The sequence below is a fragment of the Klebsiella sp. PL-2018 genome (assembly GCF_019048985.1).
Lineage (GTDB): Bacteria > Pseudomonadota > Gammaproteobacteria > Enterobacterales > Enterobacteriaceae > Klebsiella > Klebsiella michiganensis.
In genome coordinates this window covers 855,342-877,032 of record NZ_CP077673.1, presented here as the reverse complement: position 1 = coordinate 877,032, position 21,691 = coordinate 855,342, and the positions used below count along the sequence as shown (strand labels likewise).

The 21,691-nt window shown below is 52.1% G+C and carries 17 protein-coding genes; 5 read left to right on the top strand and 12 right to left on the bottom strand.

The window, feature by feature from the left end:
• Positions 1–27: 27 nt before the first annotated feature.
• The 3 genes from lspA to ribF are packed head-to-tail and all read right to left on the bottom strand — an operon-like array spanning position 28 to position 4,327.
• Positions 28–528 (bottom strand): signal peptidase II, encoded by a 501-nt coding sequence (gene lspA / locus MKleb_RS04155; RefSeq protein WP_004098485.1) that lies wholly within the window; start codon positions 526–528, stop codon positions 28–30.
• The gene (gene ileS, locus MKleb_RS04150; RefSeq protein ID WP_025108498.1) at positions 528–3,344 is read right to left on the bottom strand and encodes an isoleucine--tRNA ligase; all 2,817 of its coding nucleotides are present in this window, start codon (positions 3,342–3,344) and stop codon (positions 528–530) included. Before ileS ends, lspA begins: the two co-directional genes overlap by 1 nt.
• Positions 3,345–3,388: 44 nt before the next feature.
• Complete coding sequence (gene ribF, locus MKleb_RS04145) at positions 3,389–4,327, bottom strand: bifunctional riboflavin kinase/FAD synthetase (RefSeq protein WP_217076489.1); 939 nt, start codon at positions 4,325–4,327, stop codon at positions 3,389–3,391.
• Positions 4,328–4,657: 330 nt separating this feature from the next.
• Between ribF and rpsT the strand changes: the two genes are divergently transcribed.
• The gene (gene rpsT / locus MKleb_RS04140; protein ID WP_003018940.1) at positions 4,658–4,921 is read left to right on the top strand and encodes a 30S ribosomal protein S20; all 264 of its coding nucleotides are present in this window, start codon (positions 4,658–4,660) and stop codon (positions 4,919–4,921) included.
• 152 nt (positions 4,922–5,073) lie between these two features.
• On the opposite strand, the gene nhaR is transcribed toward rpsT, so the two are convergent.
• The 5 genes from nhaR to MKleb_RS04115 all read right to left on the bottom strand — a co-directional run bounded on the left by nhaR (position 5,074) and on the right by MKleb_RS04115 (position 13,938).
• The gene (nhaR, locus tag MKleb_RS04135; protein ID WP_014227863.1) at positions 5,074–5,973 is read right to left on the bottom strand and encodes a transcriptional activator NhaR; all 900 of its coding nucleotides are present in this window, start codon (positions 5,971–5,973) and stop codon (positions 5,074–5,076) included.
• Positions 5,974–6,025: 52 nt separating this feature from the next.
• Positions 6,026–7,201: a Na+/H+ antiporter NhaA gene (gene nhaA / locus MKleb_RS04130; RefSeq protein WP_025108497.1), complete on the bottom strand. Its 1,176-nt coding sequence runs from the start codon at positions 7,199–7,201 to the stop codon at positions 6,026–6,028.
• A 466-nt stretch (positions 7,202–7,667) separates the two neighbouring features.
• Positions 7,668–8,360 (bottom strand): winged helix-turn-helix transcriptional regulator, encoded by a 693-nt coding sequence (locus tag MKleb_RS04125; protein WP_025108496.1) that lies wholly within the window; start codon positions 8,358–8,360, stop codon positions 7,668–7,670.
• 328 nt (positions 8,361–8,688) lie between these two features.
• The gene (locus MKleb_RS04120) at positions 8,689–11,748 is read right to left on the bottom strand and encodes a hypothetical protein (RefSeq protein WP_025108495.1); all 3,060 of its coding nucleotides are present in this window, start codon (positions 11,746–11,748) and stop codon (positions 8,689–8,691) included.
• A 90-nt stretch (positions 11,749–11,838) separates the two neighbouring features.
• The gene (locus MKleb_RS04115) at positions 11,839–13,938 is read right to left on the bottom strand and encodes a glycoside hydrolase family 18 protein (protein WP_217076488.1); all 2,100 of its coding nucleotides are present in this window, start codon (positions 13,936–13,938) and stop codon (positions 11,839–11,841) included.
• Between the two features lie 385 nt (positions 13,939–14,323).
• Here MKleb_RS04115 and MKleb_RS04110 point away from each other — a divergent pair, with 385 nt between their 5' ends.
• The 3 genes from MKleb_RS04110 to MKleb_RS04100 all read left to right on the top strand — a co-directional run bounded on the left by MKleb_RS04110 (position 14,324) and on the right by MKleb_RS04100 (position 16,030).
• Positions 14,324–14,767: a winged helix-turn-helix domain-containing protein gene (locus tag MKleb_RS04110; protein ID WP_025106852.1), complete on the top strand. Its 444-nt coding sequence runs from the start codon at positions 14,324–14,326 to the stop codon at positions 14,765–14,767.
• 16 nt (positions 14,768–14,783) lie between these two features.
• On the top strand, positions 14,784–15,299 hold the full coding sequence (locus MKleb_RS04105) for a glycoside hydrolase family 108 protein (protein WP_217076487.1): 516 nt from the start codon (positions 14,784–14,786) through the stop codon (positions 15,297–15,299).
• A gap of 33 nt (positions 15,300–15,332) precedes the next feature.
• A protein-coding gene (locus MKleb_RS04100) for an IS1 family transposase (RefSeq protein WP_223274117.1) occupies positions 15,333–16,030 on the top strand; the annotation gives its coding sequence in 2 pieces (ribosomal slippage) (positions 15,333–15,582 and positions 15,582–16,030; 699 coding nt in all).
• A 140-nt stretch (positions 16,031–16,170) separates the two neighbouring features.
• Here MKleb_RS04100 and MKleb_RS04095 read toward each other — a convergent pair.
• The 4 genes from MKleb_RS04095 to dnaK form a co-directional block, all read right to left on the bottom strand.
• The gene (locus tag MKleb_RS04095; protein WP_014227856.1) at positions 16,171–16,518 is read right to left on the bottom strand and encodes a phage holin family protein; all 348 of its coding nucleotides are present in this window, start codon (positions 16,516–16,518) and stop codon (positions 16,171–16,173) included.
• A gap of 124 nt (positions 16,519–16,642) precedes the next feature.
• On the bottom strand, positions 16,643–17,590 hold the full coding sequence (locus MKleb_RS04090; RefSeq protein WP_163586396.1) for a LysR family transcriptional regulator: 948 nt from the start codon (positions 17,588–17,590) through the stop codon (positions 16,643–16,645).
• 167 nt (positions 17,591–17,757) lie between these two features.
• Entirely contained in the window at positions 17,758–18,894 is a 1,137-nt protein-coding gene (gene dnaJ, locus MKleb_RS04085; RefSeq protein ID WP_014837364.1) for a molecular chaperone DnaJ, read from the bottom strand.
• Positions 18,895–18,981: 87 nt separating this feature from the next.
• Entirely contained in the window at positions 18,982–20,898 is a 1,917-nt protein-coding gene (gene dnaK / locus MKleb_RS04080) for a molecular chaperone DnaK (RefSeq protein WP_004128758.1), read from the bottom strand.
• 386 nt (positions 20,899–21,284) lie between these two features.
• Between dnaK and MKleb_RS04075 the strand changes: the two genes are divergently transcribed.
• Positions 21,285–21,689 (top strand): DUF2541 family protein, encoded by a 405-nt coding sequence (locus MKleb_RS04075; RefSeq protein ID WP_025106855.1) that lies wholly within the window; start codon positions 21,285–21,287, stop codon positions 21,687–21,689.
• The last annotated feature ends 2 nt before the right edge of the window (positions 21,690–21,691 follow it).

Genomic DNA, 21,691 nt, shown 5'->3' with positions numbered 1-21,691 from the left:
GGCGGCAGCGCCGCCGGGCGAGTTTTGTTACGCCTGTTTCTTCGCAGCCGCGTTCGGTAAGAAGCCTTCCAGCACAATCAGCGCCGCGCCGATGCAGATAGCGGTATCGGCGAGGTTGAAGGTGGCGAAGTGCCAGTTCCCAACGTAGAAATCGATCATATCGACGACAAAACCATGCCACAGCCTGTCGAATAAATTCCCCAGCGCGCCGCCAATAATCAGGGCGTAGGCAATATTATTCAGCTTTTGCGTCGCCTTAGAACGATACATCAGCACCGCAAGGATCACGCAGATACCGATAGCGATACCGGCGAAGAACCAGCGCTGCCAGCCGCCGCTGTCGGCGAGGAAGCTAAAAGCCGCGCCATAGTTGCGCGCATAGTGCAGATTAAGCGATGGGAACAGCGATACCGTATCCCCCAGAGCGAAGTTCTGGAGGATCAGGAATTTACTGCCTAAATCGATAATCAGCACGGCTACGACGACCCACAGCCAGCGTAGCCCCGTTGAACAAATCGGTTTACTCATCAGGCAAACTTACGTTTTTCGCCGTCACCGGCGATGTTGCTGACACAGCGTCCGCAGATATCCGCGTGTTCCGCCACCTTGCCGATATCCGTGGTGTAATGCCAGCAGCGCGGGCACTTGTCACCTTCGGCTTTACTCAGCACGACTTTCAGACCTTTGAGCAGTTCACTCTGCCAGGCGTCGGCCGGAGCCTGCGCATAATCGGCAACGTTCGCTCCTGAGGTCAACAGGACAAATCGCAATTCATCGCCCAGCGCGTTCAGCTTCGCCGCGAGATCGGCATCGGCGTACAGCATTACCGCCGCTTCCAGAGAGCCGCCCACCTGCTTGTCCGTACGAGCCTGTTCGATAACCTTGTTGACTTCGCCACGCACCTTCAGCAGCGCGTCCCAGAAGCCGTCGTTCATCGCTTCGTCAGCGTCCAGGCCAAACAGGCCGGTATACCATTCGCCGGTAAAGACGTATTTCTCGCGGTCGCCCGGCAGGTAACCCCAGATTTCGTCAGCGGTGAAGGACATGATCGGCGCCATCCAGCGCACCAGCGCCTCGGCAATATGGTACAGCGCGGTCTGGCAGCTACGACGCGCGATGCTGTCAGCCTTGGTGGTGTACTGGCGATCTTTAATGATATCGAGCCAGAACGAGCCCATTTCGATGGAGCAGAAGCGCATCAGGCGCTGCACCACTTCGTGGAAGTCATAGGATTCGTAGGCTTTGACGATATCGTCCTGCGCCGCTTGCGCGCAGCCTACTGCCCAGCGGTCCAGCACGACCATCTCTTCCGGTTTCACCATATCTTTTGCCGGATCGAAACCGTTGAGGTTCGCCAGCAGGAAGCGCGCAGTGTTACGGATACGACGATAGCTGTCAGCGGCGCGTTTGAGGATCTCGTCAGAGACCGCCATTTCGCCGGTGTAGTCGGTGGAAGCCACCCACAGGCGCAGAATATCCGCGCCCAGCTTGTTCATCACGTCCTGCGGAGAAACGGTGTTGCCGATAGACTTGGACATCTTGCGGCCCTGGCCATCAACGGTAAAGCCGTGGGTCAGTACCTGGCGGTAAGGCGCTTTGCCCTTCATCGCGGTAGAGATCATCAGGGATGACATAAACCAGCCGCGGTGCTGGTCGGAGCCTTCCAGATACATATCGGCGGCGTGACCGGCGAATTCAGGACGCACGTCAACGACGGAAGAGTGGGTCGAGCCGGAGTCAAACCAGACGTCCAGCGTATCCGGCACCTTCTCGTAGCTATCCGCGTCGGCGCCGAGGATGTCGCGGGAATCGAGATCCCACCACGCCTGGATGCCGTCGACTTCTACGCGTTTCGCCACTTCTTCCATCAGTTCCAGCGTGCGCGGATGCAGCTCCTGCGTCTCTTTATGCACGAACAGCGACATCGGTACGCCCCAGGTACGCTGACGGGAGATACACCAGTCAGGACGGTTGGCGACCATCGATTCGATACGCGCCTGGCCCCAGTCTGGGATCCACTGCACGCCTTTGATTTCGGAAAGCGACTGTTTGCGCAGACCTTTTTGATCCATGCTCACGAACCACTGCGGCGTGGCGCGGAAGATGATCGGCGTTTTGTGACGCCAGCAGCACGGGTAGCTGTGCTGCATTTTTTCAACGTGCAGCAGCGCGCCTTTTTCTGACAGCAGCGCAACGACAACATCGTTGGCTTTAAAGACGTTTACGCCGTCCAGCGTTGGATAGGTTCCCGGCAGATAGGCGCCGTCCGGGCCAACCGGGTTCGCCACTTCCAGGCCATATTTTTGACCGATGACATAGTCATCCGGACCGTGGCCTGGCGCGGTATGCACCGCACCGGTACCCGCGTCCAGCGTGACGTGATCGCCCAGGATCGCCGGGACGTCAAAATCGAGGAACGGGTGCTTAAAGCGCATCAGCTCCAGCTCGGCGCCGTTCACCACCGCCAGGATGGTGTAATCAGCAATGCCGGCGCGCTTCATCACGCTGTCGACCAGGTCTTTTGCCAGGATCAGCGCCTGACCGTCAACCTGCACCAGCGCATAGTCAAACTCCGGGGAGAGCGAGATGGCGCGGTTCGCCGGCAGGGTCCACGGGGTGGTGGTCCAGATAACCAGAGAAACCGGGCCGTTGACATCGGCCACGCCAAATTTCGCCAGCACCGCCGCTTTATCGGCCGCGTGGAACGCCACGTCGATGGACGGAGAGGTTTTGTCGTAATACTCGACTTCCGCTTCAGCCAGCGCGGAGCGGCAGTCTACGCACCAGTGCACCGGCTTAGCGCCTTTGTGCAGGTGGCCGTTGCCGATGATTTTACCCAGCGCGCGGATGATGTTGGCTTCGGTTTTGAAGTCCATGGTCAGGTACGGATGCGACCAGTCGCCCAGCACGCCCAGACGGATAAAGTCTTTACGCTGTCCGTCAACCTGGGTGGCGGCGTATTCACGGCACTTAGCGCGGAACTCGGCGGCGGTGAATTTCTCACCCGGCTTGCCGTACTCCTGTTCCACTTTCAGCTCGATCGGCAGACCGTGGCAGTCCCAGCCCGGTACGTACGGAGAGTCATAGCCCGCCAGCCCTTTGGACTTAACGATAATGTCTTTCAGAATCTTGTTAACCGAGTGACCAATATGAATGCTGCCATTCGCATAAGGAGGGCCATCATGCAGAATGAAGGTTTTTTTGCCTTTTTTGGCTGCACGAATGATGCCGTACAGGTCATCATCGGTCCAACGCGCCAGCATTCCCGGTTCACGCTTGGCGAGGTCGCCGCGCATCGGGAACCCTGTTTCCGGCAAATTCAGGGTCGATTTATAGTCACTCATCAGATTCTCGGTTCCGTATTTCGGTTTGATAAACACCGTCAGGGTTATGCCTGGCCGGTTAGCCCAAAGAAGTCGCGGGCCGTTAACTCATCACGTGCGATTTGCGTTTTCAGCTCATCAAGGGACGCAAATCGCTGCTCGTTACGTATTTTTTTACGCAGTATTACATCTATATGGCGACCGTAGAGGTCCATTACAACATCCAGGAGATGAACTTCCAGCTGCTGACGCACGCCGGAGACCGTTGGACGAGTACCAATGTTGGCGACGCCCATATAAGGTTTGTCGCCAAGCCCTGTCACTTCTACCGCATAGACCCCTTTTACCGGGGAAACCTGACGGCGCAGCGGTAAATTCGCCGTCGGGAAGCCTATTGTGCGCCCGAGCTCATCGCCGTGCACGACGCGACCGGAGATAGTAAACGGATGCCCCAGCAGCGTCTCCGCGAGGGGCAGATCGTCGTCCGCCAGCGCCTGACGTACCGCCGTGCTGCTGATGCGCACGCCGCCTTCACAGAAGGTTTGAGTGCTGGTGACGTCAAAGCCGAACTCCACGCCGGCTTTTTGCAGTAACAAGAAATCCCCCTGGCGACCGGCGCCAAAGCGGAAATCATCGCCAACGGCGAGGAACTGGACGCCCAGCTGGCGCACCAGCAGTTCGCTGATAAAGTCCTGGGCGGTCAATGCCGCAAAGCGCCGATCGAAGCGTACGCACAGTACGTAATCGACGCCGCTTTCGGCCAGATAATTCAGCTTCTCACGCAGGCGCGTTAAACGCGCGGGCGCTTTATCGGCGGCAAAAAGCTCAAGCGGCTGTGGTTCAAAAATCATCACCACCACCGGTAAGCCACGCTGGCGACCTTCTGCGCGCAAACGCTGCAATAATGCCTGGTGCCCGCGATGCACGCCGTCAAAATTTCCAATGGTCAGCACACACCCGTGCGGGGCCTGACTGAGATTATGTATGCCGCGTATCAGCTTCATGTCTGGCTCAAAACAGTGAAAATCGTCCGAGTATACCTTGTACAACTGGCGACGTTAACCAGCGATTGCACCTCTTCACCGAAAGATCCCGGGAATTCATTCACTCAGCGCGAGATTGCGGGAAAATCTCTCCGGGGTCGTCGATTTTTATGGTCGAAAGGCTGTATTCGCCTGCAACAAGCTGGTAGAATCTTGCGCCATCACTACGTAATAAAGCGTTGTTAGTTTAAACGACGCTTATTTGCACAAATCCATTGACAAAAGAAGGCTAAACGGGCATTCTCCTCGGCCTTTGAATTGTCCATATAGAACACATTTGGGAGTTGGACCTTGGCTAATATCAAATCAGCTAAGAAGCGCGCCGTTCAGTCTGAAAAGGCCCGCAAGCACAACGCTAGCCGTCGCTCTATGATGCGTACTTTCATCAAGAAAGTATACGCAGCTATTGAAGCTGGCGACAAAGCTACTGCACTGAAAGCATTTAACGAAATGCAACCAATCGTGGACCGTCAGGCTGCTAAAGGTCTGATCCACAAAAACAAAGCTGCGCGTCATAAAGCAAACCTGACCGCTCAGATCAACAAACTGGCTTAATCGCCTGCTTGTTGTCGCTTTGTAAAAAAACCCGCGAAAGCGGGTTTTTTTATGCCTGTCGTTTATCACGTAATACGTCACGACTCGCGTTCTGGTTATCGCAGCCAGCTCATGCTTCCGCATGAACTGGTGCGGCAAGAAACCGTTCTGGCCTATGCCTGAGGCGGCGTAAAGAGCGCCGAATAGTCGCGATGACAAATACGCTGCACCGCCGGATGCTGGATCATTCGTTCGGCAAAGATGGCGTGATACTCCTCCATGACGTTGTCCATGCGTCCGATCTCGACTATCGACTCATCGCTATAGAAATCATGCGCATAGAGCGTCGGTGCGACAAATATCGCATTGTGCGCCGCGCCGAAGGCCTTCATCAACGCCGCATCATCAAACTCGCCCAGAATTTCCACCTGCAAACCCTGCGAGTTAAACCAGTTCAGCAGCTTGCGCCCTAACATGGAACGGCGACCGGGGATCAGCAGTCGACGTTCTTCCAGACAGCCGGGGAACGGTTTTTCCGGCGGCGGATTCATGCACCAGAAGCTCACGCTGCACTCGCCGATTTTCACCGAAAACAGCCCTTCCTGCTGGGTGGAATCGATGGGGCAGTCGGAGATAATCATATCGAGTTTATGCTGGCTTAGCTGCTCCAGCAGCATTTCGTGGGTCGACTCGAAGCAGCGTAAATGGATCTGTTCATTCTCGACGACCGCGGCATCCAGTACGCCGCTCACCAACCTTTTCGACAGCGCGTCCGCAACGCCAACATCAAACAGCAGATTCGACTCTTTACGGTAGTTAACGATGTCGAGCATTTCCTGGCTCAGCGTAAACATGCGATCCGCATAGCGGAACACCAGTTCACCTAATTCGCTAGGCTCCAGCCCCCTTCCTTTGCGCTTGAACAATTTCCCCTGCAGGCGTTCTTCCAGCGCCTTTATTTGCCCGGTAATGGTCTGCGGCGTCAGGAACAGCGCTTCCGCCGCGCCAACAACGGAGCCCTCTTTGTAGACATGCCAGAAGTAGTACAGGTGGTTGTAGTTGATATGCGACATGCTTCTCTCCCTGATAATGTCCAGGAGAGCCGTAGCGGCTCTCCGTGAGATGTTAAGCCGCGTAGCCCGAATCCGTTACGCGCTTACGCAATATTATGTATCCCGTGACGGCCGATAATATCGATCCAATCAGGATGCCAAGCTTGGCCCAGTTGATCAATCCGGGGTCGACGCTACCGAAGGCCAGGGTGGCAATAAAAATCGACATTGTGAAGCCAATCCCACACAGGATGCCGACCGCCATAATTTGCTTACAGGTAGTTCCTTCGGGTAACGAAGCCCATTTCAGCTTCAGCGCCAGCCAGCAGAAGACGCTAATACCCAACGGCTTGCCGATAAACAGCCCGGCAATAATACCCAACGGCAGCAGTGAGGTCAGCCCTTCGACCGTGACGCCCTGCAAAGAAACGCCCGCGTTAGCGAAGGCGAACAGGGGCAGGATCAGGAATGCCACCCACGGATGCAGCACGTGCTCAAGCTGCTTCGCCGGCGATTTGCCGTTCTGCTCTTTTAGCGGGATCATAAAGCCGACAATGACCCCGGCCAGCGTTGCGTGAACCCCCGACTTAAGAACCGCGGTCCAGAGTATGGCGCCCACCAGAATATAGATCCCGGTACGCCGTACGCCGCACAGATTTAACCCCGCCAGCACAGCAATGGCTCCGGCAGCAACAACCAGTGACACGACGGAAAGATCGTGCGTATAGAACAGCGCAATAATAATAATGGCGCCCAGATCGTCGATAATGGCCAGCGCCATCAGGAAAATCTTCAGCGCGGCGGGCACCCGATTCCCCAGCAGCGCCAGTACGCCCAGCGCGAAGGCAATATCGGTGGCGGCCGGAATTGCCCACCCTTCTCTGGCAATCGAATCCTGGCCGTTAAACGCCAGGTAGACCAGCGCCGGCACCACCATGCCGCCCAACGCCGCGACCACCGGAAACACCGCCTGGCGACGGCTGGCCAATGCCCCCTGATTCATTTCACGCTTCACTTCCAGACCGATAAGCAGGAAAAATACCGCCATCAGCGCGTCGTTAATCCACAACAGCATGTTCTTGTTGATCTCTAACGCACCTACGCGCAGCTGGACGGGCGTTTCCAGAAAAGAGCGATACAGGCCGCTGGTCATGCCGGTATTAGCTAATAACATGGCCATGATGGCGGCCAGGATTAAGATAATTCCCCCGGAAGCATCGCTCTGAAAAAAACGCTGCAGATGTTTCACTTTTACCTCACCTTATCCGCAAACAACTCGATAAAAGTATAATACATATGCGGAAACCTCGAAAAAATCAGTTTTAAATTGCCATTAGACTCGATTTTTACGAATTAACCCTCGTTAAGAGATTGGCCGTCCGATCGTCAGTGGGGGCGCTGCGTTGTCCGGACAGGAAGTCAGAGGTACGCCAGCTCCATCCTCAACGGACCATAAGGAAAGGATCCGTATCGCCATCTTCAAGGTTATGCGTATTAGCTTAGCGTGAATGGGATGAAGCATGAGCGATTGCCGCGATCGTCGACGCTTTTTATGCCCCATAAGATATTTAAAAACTATACCAATGGGAAATCTCTCTTTACGTCATTAGCATGATTGACAGGATAATCAATATATGAATATCTCGACGATTGCTGTACCAAGAAAGTTTAAAAGGTGACTACTAATCTAATAAACACCTTTGCCCTGAAAAGTATTAAAAAGCCGTGGGTAATTTTTTCATATCTATTAAACGGCCGCCATCAATAGTTATATAGCCGCCTTTTTTCAGTTCAGAGAGAAGCTTCATGGTACGGCTACGGGATATTCCTGTTCGGCGTTGAATGAAGTTAAGCACATTAATACTTTGTCGATATTCGCTGGCATAAGCCCAAAGCTCGATTAATAACGATCTCACCTTCAGATAAGAGTCCACGCCAACCAGTTCACGATCGCGTACGCTCATGACCATCAGACGATAGGCAAGTATTCGTGCGACATCGTGCCACAGATCGCACTCATCAACAGTCTTGATAAAGTCGGGCAGAGACACTGCGCGCCCGCTGCACTTCGTTTCCGCTATCAGAAAGTGTTCTGGCCGGGTCGGAACATTGTAAGTCACCCCATAACTATCGACTAATCCGATAATGGCGGGAGCAAAAGAGGAATTAACATGAAGTCCGCTGCCACAGCGGCAAAACGAAAATATACCGGACTCCAGCAGCACAATTTTATTTTCCCCGTCTGAATTCAGTAAAAACTCATCTCCGGGAGCCAAATTAAAAGGTTTACCGAAGGGCCATAGCGAGGCGAAGAGTGCATCAAGCGCTGCATGCGGTTTAGCCTGTTGGGAAAAAAGATAGGAATGCAGGGTATTCCCATTATCATTTTCAGCAACGTCTAATTTCATTTTTCATTATTACCATAATCATAGATTACCCCAAGATATACTTAACGGAGGTTATCTTCAATTCATTATAAACATCCTCCCGGAAGTATATTTTTAGCCGCAAGCACGAAAACGCAATACTTAGCACAAAGCGCAAATTCTTAATATAAACTTCAACAACCACAAATAAATCGCAAAACAAAAAATTAACATAACAATAAAATAACTGCTGAAACTATCTCTCCCGAAATAAAAATACACTAAAAAATAGTGATTCAGAAATTAAATATTCTGAATCACTATGAACAGCGATGCATTTTTCAGGCGCTATGGCGGGGTAAATGCGACATTAACTGAAATAGGCCGGTGCGGTATAATACTCAACCATTTTATCTGCAAGCCAACCGCCATCTTCACCATTAGAGTGAATGGTGGTTATGCTTACCGTCGAGCCGCCGCCCCACAGTACTGAGAAAACATGGTAGTCGGGTAGATTCAATGCCTGCATTTGCCCCCAGTCGTAACCCTTATCCTGGCGTAAAAAGTCACCGACGGTCGCCGCGCCGTAAGTTGCGCTATTCACCGTCGTATTGAGCAGATCTGACGCGATGGTATCGAGATCGCAGCCAATACGCGCATCGCCCATGAAGAAGCTTCCGCCCGATGCGTAATGCGCGGCGGCAATTTTACTGTTGCCTTCATCCACGGTTGGCATATGGCCGCCCGGAATTTGCCACAGCATTGCCGGTTTACGCAGAGCTTTAGCCGCGTGTTTTACCATCCCCAGATAATTAAACCAGCAGGTCGCGTTCCAGGCATAGTGCGCTAATGCATCAGGGCTAAAGCAATCGCGCTCAAATTTATCAAAGGCGATAAAGTCTGGCGCATACTCACCGCTATAGACACCCAGCTCATTGATAAAGTTGGCGATAGCGGTCCCCTGCGCGGCCGGATCGGCGTTCGGCCTGAGTACCCAATCTGCCGTTCCTGTCGCCCATACGTTTGTCTGCCAGCCGAATGCCACATCCGGCGCGAACTGCCGCACAAGGTAGTTGATCGCCTGGACATAACCGTAGAGATCGTTAGAGAAAGTCGGCAACACCGGCGCGCTGAATCCCGGAAGCGCAGGCAAAGCGTTAATCGCGGCCGCCAGTTGGACATTAACCTGCATGCTATTCGCTTGACGCACCGCAGCGTAGCCATACGGCTCCTGCTGCATCGCGCCAAGAAAATCGGGGTTCAGCACAAAGGTGGCGGGAACCGGATGCTCGTCATCCTTCCAGGATTGCGCCGCGAGACACTGGGTGATGAAGTTGCCAAAATGGTTACGCAACCGCTGAGCGTCCTGGAGATCGGCGAGCGCACTGCCGCCGCTGGCATTGGCGATATACACCACCATGACCGGCATTACGCAACGGCCCGCCTCTTTTTCAATCTCACGTACCAGAGGAACGGTTTTGTGAATCGGGAGCGAATCATAATCAAGAAAGCCGTCGCCGTTTTTATCCACTTCCGCAGCCGGGACGGGGTCACCGCCGCCATCAAAACCATCGTATTTAAACAGGGCGCTGAAGGGGACGTCGCGGTATAGCGATACGGTGTCCGCCGCATTCACCGTCACGCCACCGTGGGCGAGATAGTTTGGCCAGCCTTTAACCTGCAAGGGAACGCCCTGAACAAACTCCAGGGTGATATGGTTGACGCTTTGCAACAGCCGCAGCGGTGCGTCCGGTTCACAGCGCCACGGCGTCCCGGAGAGATAAACCTCTGGCGCCTCAACGCTGTACTGGCCAGGAGCCATAGGCATCGCCAGCGTTTGCAGATGGGGAGTGCTCTCCAGCATCAGAGTATATTGATATTGCCCATAGCAGAACCGATAGCGCTGGGGCGAAACGCCCTCAGGCAAGCCCAGTATAGTGGCCTGAACCTCAACAAAATCATGGCTATCAACCTCCGTCTGCCGGAAACCGACGAGGACCTCTTTCGCCACCCCTTGTTCAGGGGTAAAAATAGTCGGCTGGGCGGGAGTCGTCACCATCTGGTTATTGATAACCGCAGGTTGCAAACCCATCTGATAGCGGTGCCCCGCGGTAAGCCGGGTCACCAGCTGCATTTGATTGACGGGCATTGTCAGGGTTCTTTCGCAGACGCCAGATTCCGTCCACAGCTCAACCACCATTTCCGCGCCGATGAACTCAGGGGCATCGACAGTCAGGCGTACCGAAGCCAACGGTACTGGCGGTTGATACGCAACCCGGCAGGTCTGGGCGTCATGGCCGGAAACAAGCTTAAGCGGATACGTCGATTCAACGGGCGCGATCCGCATATCATCATTGCACAGCTCCAGCACGGTGATAGCGTAATCGCCGGCGCTAAGATCGCCGATGACTAAAGCCTGCCCCCACTCGCCGGCAAAGCGTTGTGATGTTGCGTCTGGATAGCGCAGATCGATGGTCGGCTTGAGGATTGTGCTTTCCGCCAACGGTGGAAACTGAATTTCAATCGTCCCCTGACGGCCAGGATCGTGCGCCAGGGTTGCGGTTAAGCCGCTCATCGTGACCGGAGTTTGGGTCGCGGAAAGAAAGAACTGCAGCTCGGCGCTGGCCCCGGCCGTCAGCCAGAACTCGCCATCATGATGAAGGGTAATCGTATTTTTCTCGATGGGCCAACCGCCGTCGCTGCCCAGCGTCACGGGCTTATTGCCGAGCAAAGAACCGCTGAACGGGCTGTAAGGATCGGGATGCCCGCTGGCGGTAAACTCCAGCTTAAGTTGATTAAGATCGATAGAGTGGGAATAGAGATTGGTCAGCGTCAGGGTGACGCGCTGATACCAGCTGGTCGTACTCAGCTGGCTTGCCGCAATAACTATCCCTTCCTCTTCCTTAACCGCATCATCGCCCTGCTCTTGAGGTTCCGGAGCAACCTCATCCGTTTCCTCATCAGCAGGGATATTGTCTTCAGGTTCGGGCTTCAGGCTATCAGTATCATCATCGGCGGGAACTTCAGGTTCTGGCTCAACCTCATCTGCAGCGTCATCCGTTGTCTCGTCTTGTGCCGAAGAGGCCAGCGTTAATGTGAAGGTCGAGAGTTTTACCGGAACCTGAGTGGCGGCAAAACTGAAGAATAACGTACCGCTTTCGCCCGGCTGCAGTAACAGCTGCCGGCTGTTATTAATAATGATTTCATTGACGTCAACGGTCCCCTGTGATTTACCGCTTAACGTAAGAGGCATGTCCCCTTTGAGGGTACCGCCAAAATTTCCCCACGGATCCTGATGGCCGGACCCGGTAAAGCTAATGACCGCATGATTCATATCCACGGCACGGTTATTTTCATTGGTGATGGTTAACGTGATTTTTTGATACCAGCTATTCACATCGATCTGGCTGTTTTTAATCGAGACCGTCATTGACAACACTCCTCGTTCCCTGGTGGAAAAAGCCCCGGTTTTCCGGGGCTTGTATTGTTGAACTCAATCCTTTTCCTTTAATGAAAAGGATTAGTAAGCACCAAGGTCAGTCCACGCCTGGCCCGCAGCGCAGTTCAGATCCGGCTGGTCGCCCTGAGACCACCATTTAACCTGGTAGTTATGGCCTTTCCAGCTTACCGTTTCGAATGATCCCCAGTTCCCACCGTACACGGTAGCAGCATCCCACAGCGGGTAAGGCGTAGTCGCGTCATCCCCCGAAGTCTCATCTTCTGCCGGCGTGGTATCTTCTTCCGGCTCGACTGGCACAACGCTATCTTCCTCTTCCGGCTCAGGCTGAATCTGAGACGCAGCCGGAACGGCGACCAACACGAAACGCTGCTGGGTAGAAGGCTCGCCCCAGACATCCCGGACAAACAGGGTGAACTGGAAGTTGGTTTTAACGGAAACGTCCGGAACGACGAACTCAATCACGGGAACGGTTTTGTCAGCCACGGTGATTTCAGACGGAACACCCCAGCTGAAGGTGATATCGTCTTTATCTTCGTCAGAGGATCCTTCACCGGAAAGCTGTACGGTAGAACCGCCGACGACGCGCAGTTCAACGACGGCTTTCGGCGCGTGGTTCACGTCGGTAGTCGCATCTTCTTCATCCGGTTCATCCGCCGGGTCGACGTTGATGCCTTCGAAATAGAACGGCTCCATATCGATAACTTCAGACGCCATTTCATAGCCCAGACCTTCACGGGCGGCGTTAACCAGCACCCCGTTGTCCTGGTTGATTGTCCAGGTGAACAGCGCGCCCAGGCCGAGGCTGGCGGCGTATTCGCCCTTGGCTTTCACCGTGCGCGGCGTATCCAGGGACATGAACAGTTTGCTGTCAGGGTTGTAGAGGTAGTCCGCGTCGGCAACCTTGTCGGTGTAGACGTTGAAGCCGTTACGGCCTTTCTGGTTTTCCAGATCCAGGTAGTTATAAATGATGTCGTACCATTCGGTGGTGCCCGATTCGAAGGAGCCTACGGTGGTGCCGGTGCCCGGGCTATAGGTGCCTTTCAGCGGGGACAGGGATTCCAGCTCCGCGTTGCGCCCGTTACGGGTGTAGGCAGCGTAACCAATATTGATTCGCTCTGCCGGGAAGCCTTCGGACAGCAGATGGCCGACAACGGTATCCACCCCCCAGCCGCCTTCTTCCAGCGCCTTCAGGTTGGTGTGGTGGGTCACGCTCTCCGCCCACGGGGTACCGAAGAAGTCATAGGTCATCACGTTGATACCGTACAGGCCCGCTTCCAGCAGCGCATTGACGTTAGAGTAGCCGAGCGTCTTGACCACCGCCGAGCTGGCAATGGAGATTTTGACGTTGCTCAGGCCTGCGGCGTCCAGCTGCTTACGCAGTTCGCCAATCAGCAGGGCGTAGTTCTCGCCGTCTTCCGGGCCGTACGGGTTGCCAGCGCCTTCGGCGTTCGGATATTCCCAGTCGATATCCACTTCGCTGAACATCGGGAACTGTTTGAACAGTTTTACCACGCCTTTGGCAAAGACCTTACGCGCGGCGTCAGACGCGGCGGTTTCATGGAAACCGTTACTCATGCTCCAGCCGCCGATGCTCATGGACAGCACCAGGTCGTGGCCCTGCTGCTTCGCTTTGGCCTGCAGATCGCGCAGGCCGCCGAGCAGGCCTTTAGTATTACTCTGGGTCACGGTCTTCGGATCGACATCCCAGCCGCTGACGGTATGGCCAACGTTAACGTAAGACTGGAAGTCGCCCCACGGGTCGAGAAAGGTGGGCTCGTACTTCACTTTTCCGCACTGATCGGCACCTTCGGCAACCACGTCGCGCCACAGGTTGTCTACTTTGTGGAAGCCGGTCACGCCGACGAAACCGACGATGATTTTGTCGTAGGCGGTAGGAGAAACGTTGGCCAGGTCGTAGCCGCGACCGCGGTTATCTTTTGAATCATCGCCCTGCAGACGACCATCATACTGTGACCAGTCGGTGTAGTAGCCGAAGACTTTGGGTTTGGTGGTGGAAGCTTTGTATTTGTTATAGACCGGTTTAGCGACGCGAGCGGAGGTATAGCTGTATGCGCTCACTTCTGTTGCCGGGTTAAAGCCGTCTGCGGCGTTGCTGGTTTCGGTCAGCGTATCGCCTTGAATCAATTTGCTGGTAGCCATTTTTAATTTCCTTTTAAGTTTGAAAAATTGTCGCAGTTCGTTCTGCCGGGCCAATAATCCAATCCTTACGAGGCGATGGCTAATCACAAAACATCACGTTTTCGAGACAGGCTTCACGCTAATTTATGAGGCCAAAATGATAGTAATAATCTCCGGCTCATCAGCAGGTAAACGCATCTCATCAAAACGGGATTAAAACATCAGCAGCATAGTAAATATCATTAATCATCTAGTTAAATATCATTTAACTTACATGAGATTATGTGATTAAGCTCTCACCATCAAATGACATTACAATAATACGGATGACAAGTAATAGATTAAGACAATTCTCGTACAATATATTTAACGCAAGCAAACAGGATCATATCTAAAGGACGACAATATGAAAACTTATCTCATCAACGACAATTGCGTTTATAATGAAGGAAAGTATGAACTGAGAACCGCTTCCAACTCAAAGGTCATTAAAATGACGGCAATGAGGGCGAAGTGTCTTAGCTTCATCATCGAAAATGCTGATATGGATATTATTGAGCGCCAAAAAATAACCACAGAGTTATGGGGAAGTCGTAGCCATTTTGTCAATGATGCAAATTTAACGCAAATACTCTACCTGATCAGACGAGATCTGAAGTCGCTTGGAATAAACGATCTCTTTATCACCATCCCAAGACAAGGCATTCAAGTTAATAAAGAGATCCCTATTAAAGCAATGGAAAGCAAGAAGAAAGAAAACAAACGACAGGTTTTCAGAAAGACGCTGGCAGCATTAACCACGGTCTTTTCTGTCACCTTCGGTACAGTGATGTATTTGCATATTCATTAATTCAAGGAGAGAAAAAATGAACCCAATCATTGATGGCATTTTGGCGATGGAAGGTGGTTACAGCCTGAACCCGAAAGATAAAGGTGGTGCAACCAACTGGGGAATCACTGAGGCGACAGCCCGGGCCCATGGTTATACCGGTGAGATGATCAACCTGACGCGAACTGAAGCATTTTCTATTCTCGAAGAAGATTATTGGATTAAACCTGGCTTCGAGCAGATATCAACACTCTCCTACCCCATTTCCTTTGAACTCTGCGATGCCGCAGTCAATATTGGCCCCCACTATCCCTGCGTGTGGCTACAGCGCTGGCTAAATGCACTAAATCGGGAAGAAAGAAGCTACCAGGATATCAAAACCGATGGCAAGATTGGCCCCCGAACGCTCGCGGCCCTCAAGTATTTTCTGACCTTACGTGGTAAGCAGGGAGAGGAGGTATTAGTCAAAGCGCTCAACTGTAGCCAGGGCGCCTACTACCTGGATATCACTGAAAAAAATAGACAAAATGAGGTAATGGTGCCAACTTACTGATTTAGTGTATGATGGTGTTTTTGAGGTGCTCCAGTGGCTTCTGTTTCTATCAGCTGTCCCTCCTGTTCAGCTACTGAAGGCGTGGTGCGTAACGGTAAAAGCACTGCCGGACATCAGCGCTATCTCTGCTCTCACTGCCGTAAAACATGGCAGCTACAGTTCACTTACACCGCCTCTCAGCCCGGTACACACCAGAAAATTATTGATATGGCCATGAATGGCGTCGGATGTCGCGCCAGTGCACGCATTATGGGCGTTGGCCTCAACACGATTTTACGACACTTAAAAAACTCAGGCCGCAGTCGGTAAACTCACGCATACAACCGGGCAGTGACGTCATTGTTTGCGCGGAAATGGACGAACAGTGGGGTTACGTCGGCGCTAAATCACGCCAGCGCTGGTTGTTTTACGCGTATGACAGGATACGGAGGACGGTTGTGGCGCACGTATTCGGTGAACGCACGTTGGCCACGCTGGAGCGTCTTCTTGGCCTGCTGTCGGCCTTTGAGGTCGTGGTATGGATGACGGATGGCTGGCCGCTTTATGAATCACGCCTGAAGGGAGAACTGCACGTTATCAGCAAGCGATATACGCAGCGCATTGAGCGGCATAACCTGAATCTGAGGCAGCATCTGGCAAGGCTGGGCAGGAAGTCACTGTCGTTCTCAAAATCGGTGGAGCTGCATGACAAAGTCATCGGGCATTATCTGAACATAAAACACTATCAGTAAGTTGGAGTCATTACCCAAAATGAAGAGTTCATTTTTGGCTGGATGAAAGCCAGAGTCAAATAACACGATTATTTAATTATAGCTAATAAAAGACTCAGGGATGAGCCTTTTATCATGATCGATATACATTAAAGATGTAGTTAATGTATTTTTGCGTCGTCCAGCGCTTTTTTAATTTTCTCGCCAAGAATTTTTAAAATCGGCCCTGCAAATACTCCGCCAAGACCGGCGGCGAGTAGCACCATATTAAAACTAAGCTCTTTTTCAATCGCTACAGCGCTGAGCAAAAAACTGGTAAAACAGGAAACCACCACTTGGGTCAAACAGTGCATGATTCCCTTATGGGAATGATCGTCACCCTCTTGCCTATCACGGCGGATAAGATAGCTAACAAATCCCCCCCAGGCGCCGGTAGCAATAATTGTGAACAATATTTCGACTTCCAGCAAAACGACTTCCGTGGTTTCGAGATGGTTGGGAATAGACATAGTACACTCCTTGATTAACTCATATAAAAAGGCACCACCAGAGTGTAGGTAGGTTGACTATTTTAAAATAATCAAAGAGTATCAAACCAAACCATATTTGATATAGTGTTTGAAAAGATACTCCTCAGCGACGAAATGATGACAGCGTGTGTAACCGGGAGACAACTTCGTTAATGATGGATATATTTTTACTATTTTTGTCCCATGATGCATAAATCTGTATAGATTTGAACGTGAGTTCAGGTGGCGGCTGAACAAACTTAATATCATATTTGCGCTGATTTTTATAAAAAAGTGCCAGCTTTAACGGCATTAATGCGATTAATGAGGTGCGTTCAATCATACTTAACATCCCATTAAGTGAATCGGTGCGATAGCCGATAATGCGCGATCCTTTATAATAAAGATTATCTTTAAAAAGGCCTTTATCATTTATAATCATCGGAGAATACCTACCCAGTTGATACATCGCGTGACGAGAAGAATAGAAATGATGTAATGAGATATGAGGTAAGGTACTCAGGATATGGTTGCTGGCGAAAATGCAAACAAAGCTCCTGAAGCTGTCGATAAGCTGATTATCAATTCCCGGGATATTCAACGGCTCGCTGCTAATCAGAAGATCGCATTCCGCAGTGAGTAGTAAATCAGCCAGCACCTCGCGGGAAAGATTTCGTGATGAATAATGATTTAGTAACACGTGCTCAAAGATATCGTCTGCATAAAGCTGAGAGAGGTAGTAAGTCTCAACGATATCTCCGCCTAAAATAGTCATCCTGGCGTCAGCGTTATCTTTTTTGTCGGAAATAAATGTGCTCTCTACCAATTCCATCGCCTGACGGAAATTTTGATAGATTTCAATCGCCTTCGCGGTAGGTAACAAACCATCTTTACCACGAACAAACAACTCTTCCTGATAATACCCTTGTAAACGGCGGAGCGCCAATGACACGGCAGAAGGGGTAATTCCAAGTTTTTTGGCTGCTTTAGCAGCATTTCCAGCCGAAATAACAGCGTCAAGAGTCTTGATTAAATTATAATCAAAATCCTTATTGGCACCTTTCGATCCCATCCGCTGCAGGCCTCTAAAAATGAAAAAAGCAATATAGATAATACTCAAAATAAATCAATTGTTAGCCCTGATAAATAATAGGTTAATTTAAATAGTGTGGAAGCCGGATAGAAAAAAGCCCGGGCACGAAGGCCCGGGCTTGGAGAAAGTCAGGAAATGAATAGCAATTAGCGCGTCAAATCATCGAAAAACTTCTTCACACCATCGAAGAAACTTTTAGAGCGCGGACTGTTCTTCTCACCCGTTGGTCCACCAAAGCTCTCCTGAAGATCTTTCAGCAGCTGCTTTTGTTTATCGTTAAGACCAACCGGAGTTTCAACCACCACGCGGCACAGCAGATCGCCCTGCGCACCGCCGCGCACGGACTTCACGCCTTTACCGCGCATCCTGAACAGCTTACCTGTCTGCGTCTCGCCCGGCACTTTAAGATTTACACGACCGTCCAGCGTCGGAACCTCAATCTCTCCGCCGAGAGCGGCCATGGTGAAGTTAATCGGGACTTCGCAGTACAGATTATTTCCTTCACGCTCGAAAATGGCGTGCTGCTTAACCTGGACCTGTACATACAGATCGCCAGCAGGTGCGCCATGCTCGCCCGCTTCACCTTCACCTGCCAGACGAATACGGTCGCCGGTATCGACGCCCGCCGGGATTTTAACCGACAGCGTTTTGGTTTTCTCAACGCGACCATGACCGTGGCATTTATTGCACGGATCTTTAATCAGCGTACCGCGCCCCTGGCAATGCGGACAGGTCTGCTGAACGGCGAAGAAACCCTGGCGCATCTGGACCTGGCCCGCACCGTGACAGGTTGGGCAAGTCTGCGGCTGGCTACCCGCTTTGGCTCCGCTGCCGTGGCAAACGTCGCACTCTTCCAGAGTCGGGATACGGATCTCTTTGGTTACGCCGCGAACGGCTTCTTCGAGCGTCAGATCCATGTTATAGCGCAGGTCCGAGCCGCGCGCTGCGCGCTGGCGACCGCGTCCGCCGCCAAAGATATCACCGAAAACATCGCCAAAGATATCGCTGAAATCCGCGCCGCCACCAAAACCACCGCCGCCGCCGCCCATGCCGCCCTGCTCAAATGCGGCGTGACCGTACTGATCGTAGGCTGCACGCTTCTGGGCATCGGTCAGGATTTCATACGCTTCTTTGATTTCTTTGAATTTAGCTTCAGCCTCTTTATCACCCTGGTTACGGTCCGGGTGATACTTCATGGCCAGGCGCTTATACGCCTTTTTGATTTCACGCTCTTCCGCTGTTCTGGAAACGCCTAAAATCTCGTAATAGTCTTGCTTTGCCATTGGTGTTTTTCAGCCCCTTAACATGCGTGCACGGGCGGAGAGGAAACCTCTTCGCCCGTGCCAGTGTTTTACCCGTTCAAAGGGCGATTATTTTTTGTCTTTCACTTCTTCGAACTCAGCGTCAACAACATCGTCGTCCTTCGCGTTGCTCTCGGAAGCGTCAGCGCCGCCAGCCTGCTGCTGAGCGTGCTGCTGCTGAGCGATTTCCATCAGCTTCTGGGAAGCCTGGGCCAGCGCCTGCATTTTCGCTTCAATATCGGCTTTATCTTCACCTTTCAGCGAAGTTTCCAGCGCGGTCAGCGCAGACTCGATAGCGGTTTTATCGTCAGCCGGCAGTTTATCGCCTGCTTCTTCAACCTGCTTACGCGTGCTGTGCAGCAGGTGGTCACCCTGGTTACGGGTCTGTACCAGTTCTTCAAACTTACGGTCAGCTTCTGCGTTAGCTTCAGCATCGCGTACCATTTTCTGAATTTCTTCTTCGTTCAGACCAGAAGAGGCTTTGATAGTGATCTTCTGCTCTTTACCGCTGTTTTTGTCTTTCGCGGACACATGCAGGATACCGTCAGCATCGATGTCGAAAGTCACTTCGATCTGAGGCATACCGCGCGGTGCCGGGTTGATACCATCCAGGTTGAACTGACCCAGAGATTTGTTATCCGATGCGCGTTTACGCTCACCCTGAATAACATGGATGGTTACCGCAGACTGGTTGTCTTCAGCAGTTGAGAACACCTGGCTGTGCTTGGTCGGGATGGTGGTGTTCTTATTGATCAGCGCAGTCATCACGCCGCCCATGGTTTCGATACCCAGAGACAGCGGGGTAACGTCCAGCAGCAGAACGTCTTTCACTTCACCCGTCAGGACGCCGCCCTGAACAGCAGCGCCAATGGCAACGGCTTCGTCCGGGTTAACGTCTTTACGCGGCTCTTTACCGAAGAACTCAGCAACTTTCTTCTGAACCATTGGCATACGGGTCTGACCACCAACCAGGATAACGTCCTGGATATCGGATACGGACAGGCCAGCATCCTGCAGAGCAACTTTCAGCGGCTCGATGGAACGGTTAACCAGATCTTCTACCAGGCTTTCCAGTTTCGCACGGGTCACTTTGATGTTCATATGTTTCGGACCGGTGGCATCTGCGGTGATGTACGGCAGATTCACGTCGGTCTGCTGAGCGGAAGAGAGTTCAATCTTCGCTTTCTCAGCGGCTTCTTTCAGGCGCTGCATCGCCAGCGGGTCGTTACGCAGGTCAATGCCCTGATCTTTCTTAAACTCGTCAACGAGGTAGTTGATCAGACGGGTATCGAAGTCTTCACCGCCCAGGTGGGTATCACCGTTGGTCGCCAGAACTTCGAAGGTTTTTTCGCCATCAACTTCGTCGATTTCGATAATGGAGATATCGAAGGTACCACCACCGAGGTCGTACACCGCGATAGTGCGGTTGCCGACTTCTTTATCCAGACCGTAAGCCAGCGCAGCGGCAGTCGGTTCGTTGATGATACGTTTGACTTCCAGACCTGCAATACGGCCGGCGTCTTTGGTTGCCTGACGCTGAGCATCGTTAAAGTAAGCAGGTACGGTAATAACCGCTTCAGTTACCGGTTCACCCAGGTAATCTTCAGCCGTTTTCTTCATTTTCTTCAGCACTTCGGCAGAGATCTGCGGCGGTGCGGTTTTAGTGCCTTTCACATCAAGCCATGCGTCGCCATTGTCTGCGGCAACGATTTTGTACGGCATGATAGAAACGTCACGCTGGACTTCTTCGTCCTGGAAGCGGCGGCCAATCAGGCGTTTAATCGCAAACAGGGTATTTTGCGGGTTTGTCACTGCCTGACGTTTAGCCGGCTGACCAACCAGAGTTTCACCATCCTGGGTATAGGCAATGATAGAAGGCGTGGTACGATCGCCTTCGGCGTTCTCCAGCACGCGTGCAGTAGTGCCATCCATAATCGCTACACAAGAGTTGGTAGTACCCAGGTCGATACCAATAATTTTACCCATCTAAACGTCTCCACTAAAAATTCAGTCAACATGTGGTTGTGAACCTGTAATAAGGGCGAAACGTGCGGTTTCAACTACCCAGACATCATTTTTTTTCAGGTTCATTCACTGCGGTTGACTACAAGATGGGGTCGCCCACCGCGGCATCAAGGGGGGATACAAAAAAATTTTTGCCCTGCCCGCGCCGACGGGTGGCAAGCAGGCCTCATAAGCGGTCCGGAAAGCGGGCCTAAAAACGCACAAAATATAATTAATGATAATAATTAAAGTTAAATATATTCATAAAACAATTGACATAATCCGCAATGATTACGTGCTAAAGACAATAAAGTTCCGGTGATAAAATACGCCCCCGCTATGACTCATCCAATATTCAGGAAATCCTCATGAAATCACTGATTCATATATCAGCAGGGTTATTTTTAAGCACCGCCTTAATAACGTCAGCATCCGCTAACGATCATAAAATTTTAGGGGTTGTCGCCATGCCGCGAAATGAGACTAACGATCTCACGCTGAAGCTACCGGTATGCCGGGTGATTAAGCGTATCCAGCTCACTGCCGATCGCGGCGACATCCAGCTCTCCGGCGCGACGGTGTACTTTAAAGCCAGCAATAGCGCCAGCCAGAGCCTCAACGTTCCGTCAACCATCAAACAGGGGGCAACCACCGACTGGATTAACATTAATAGCGACAACGATAACAAGCGCTGCGTAAAAAAAATCGCTTTTTCTGGCCACACGATTAACTCTTCCGACATGGCCTCGCTAAAAATCATTGGCGACGATTAATA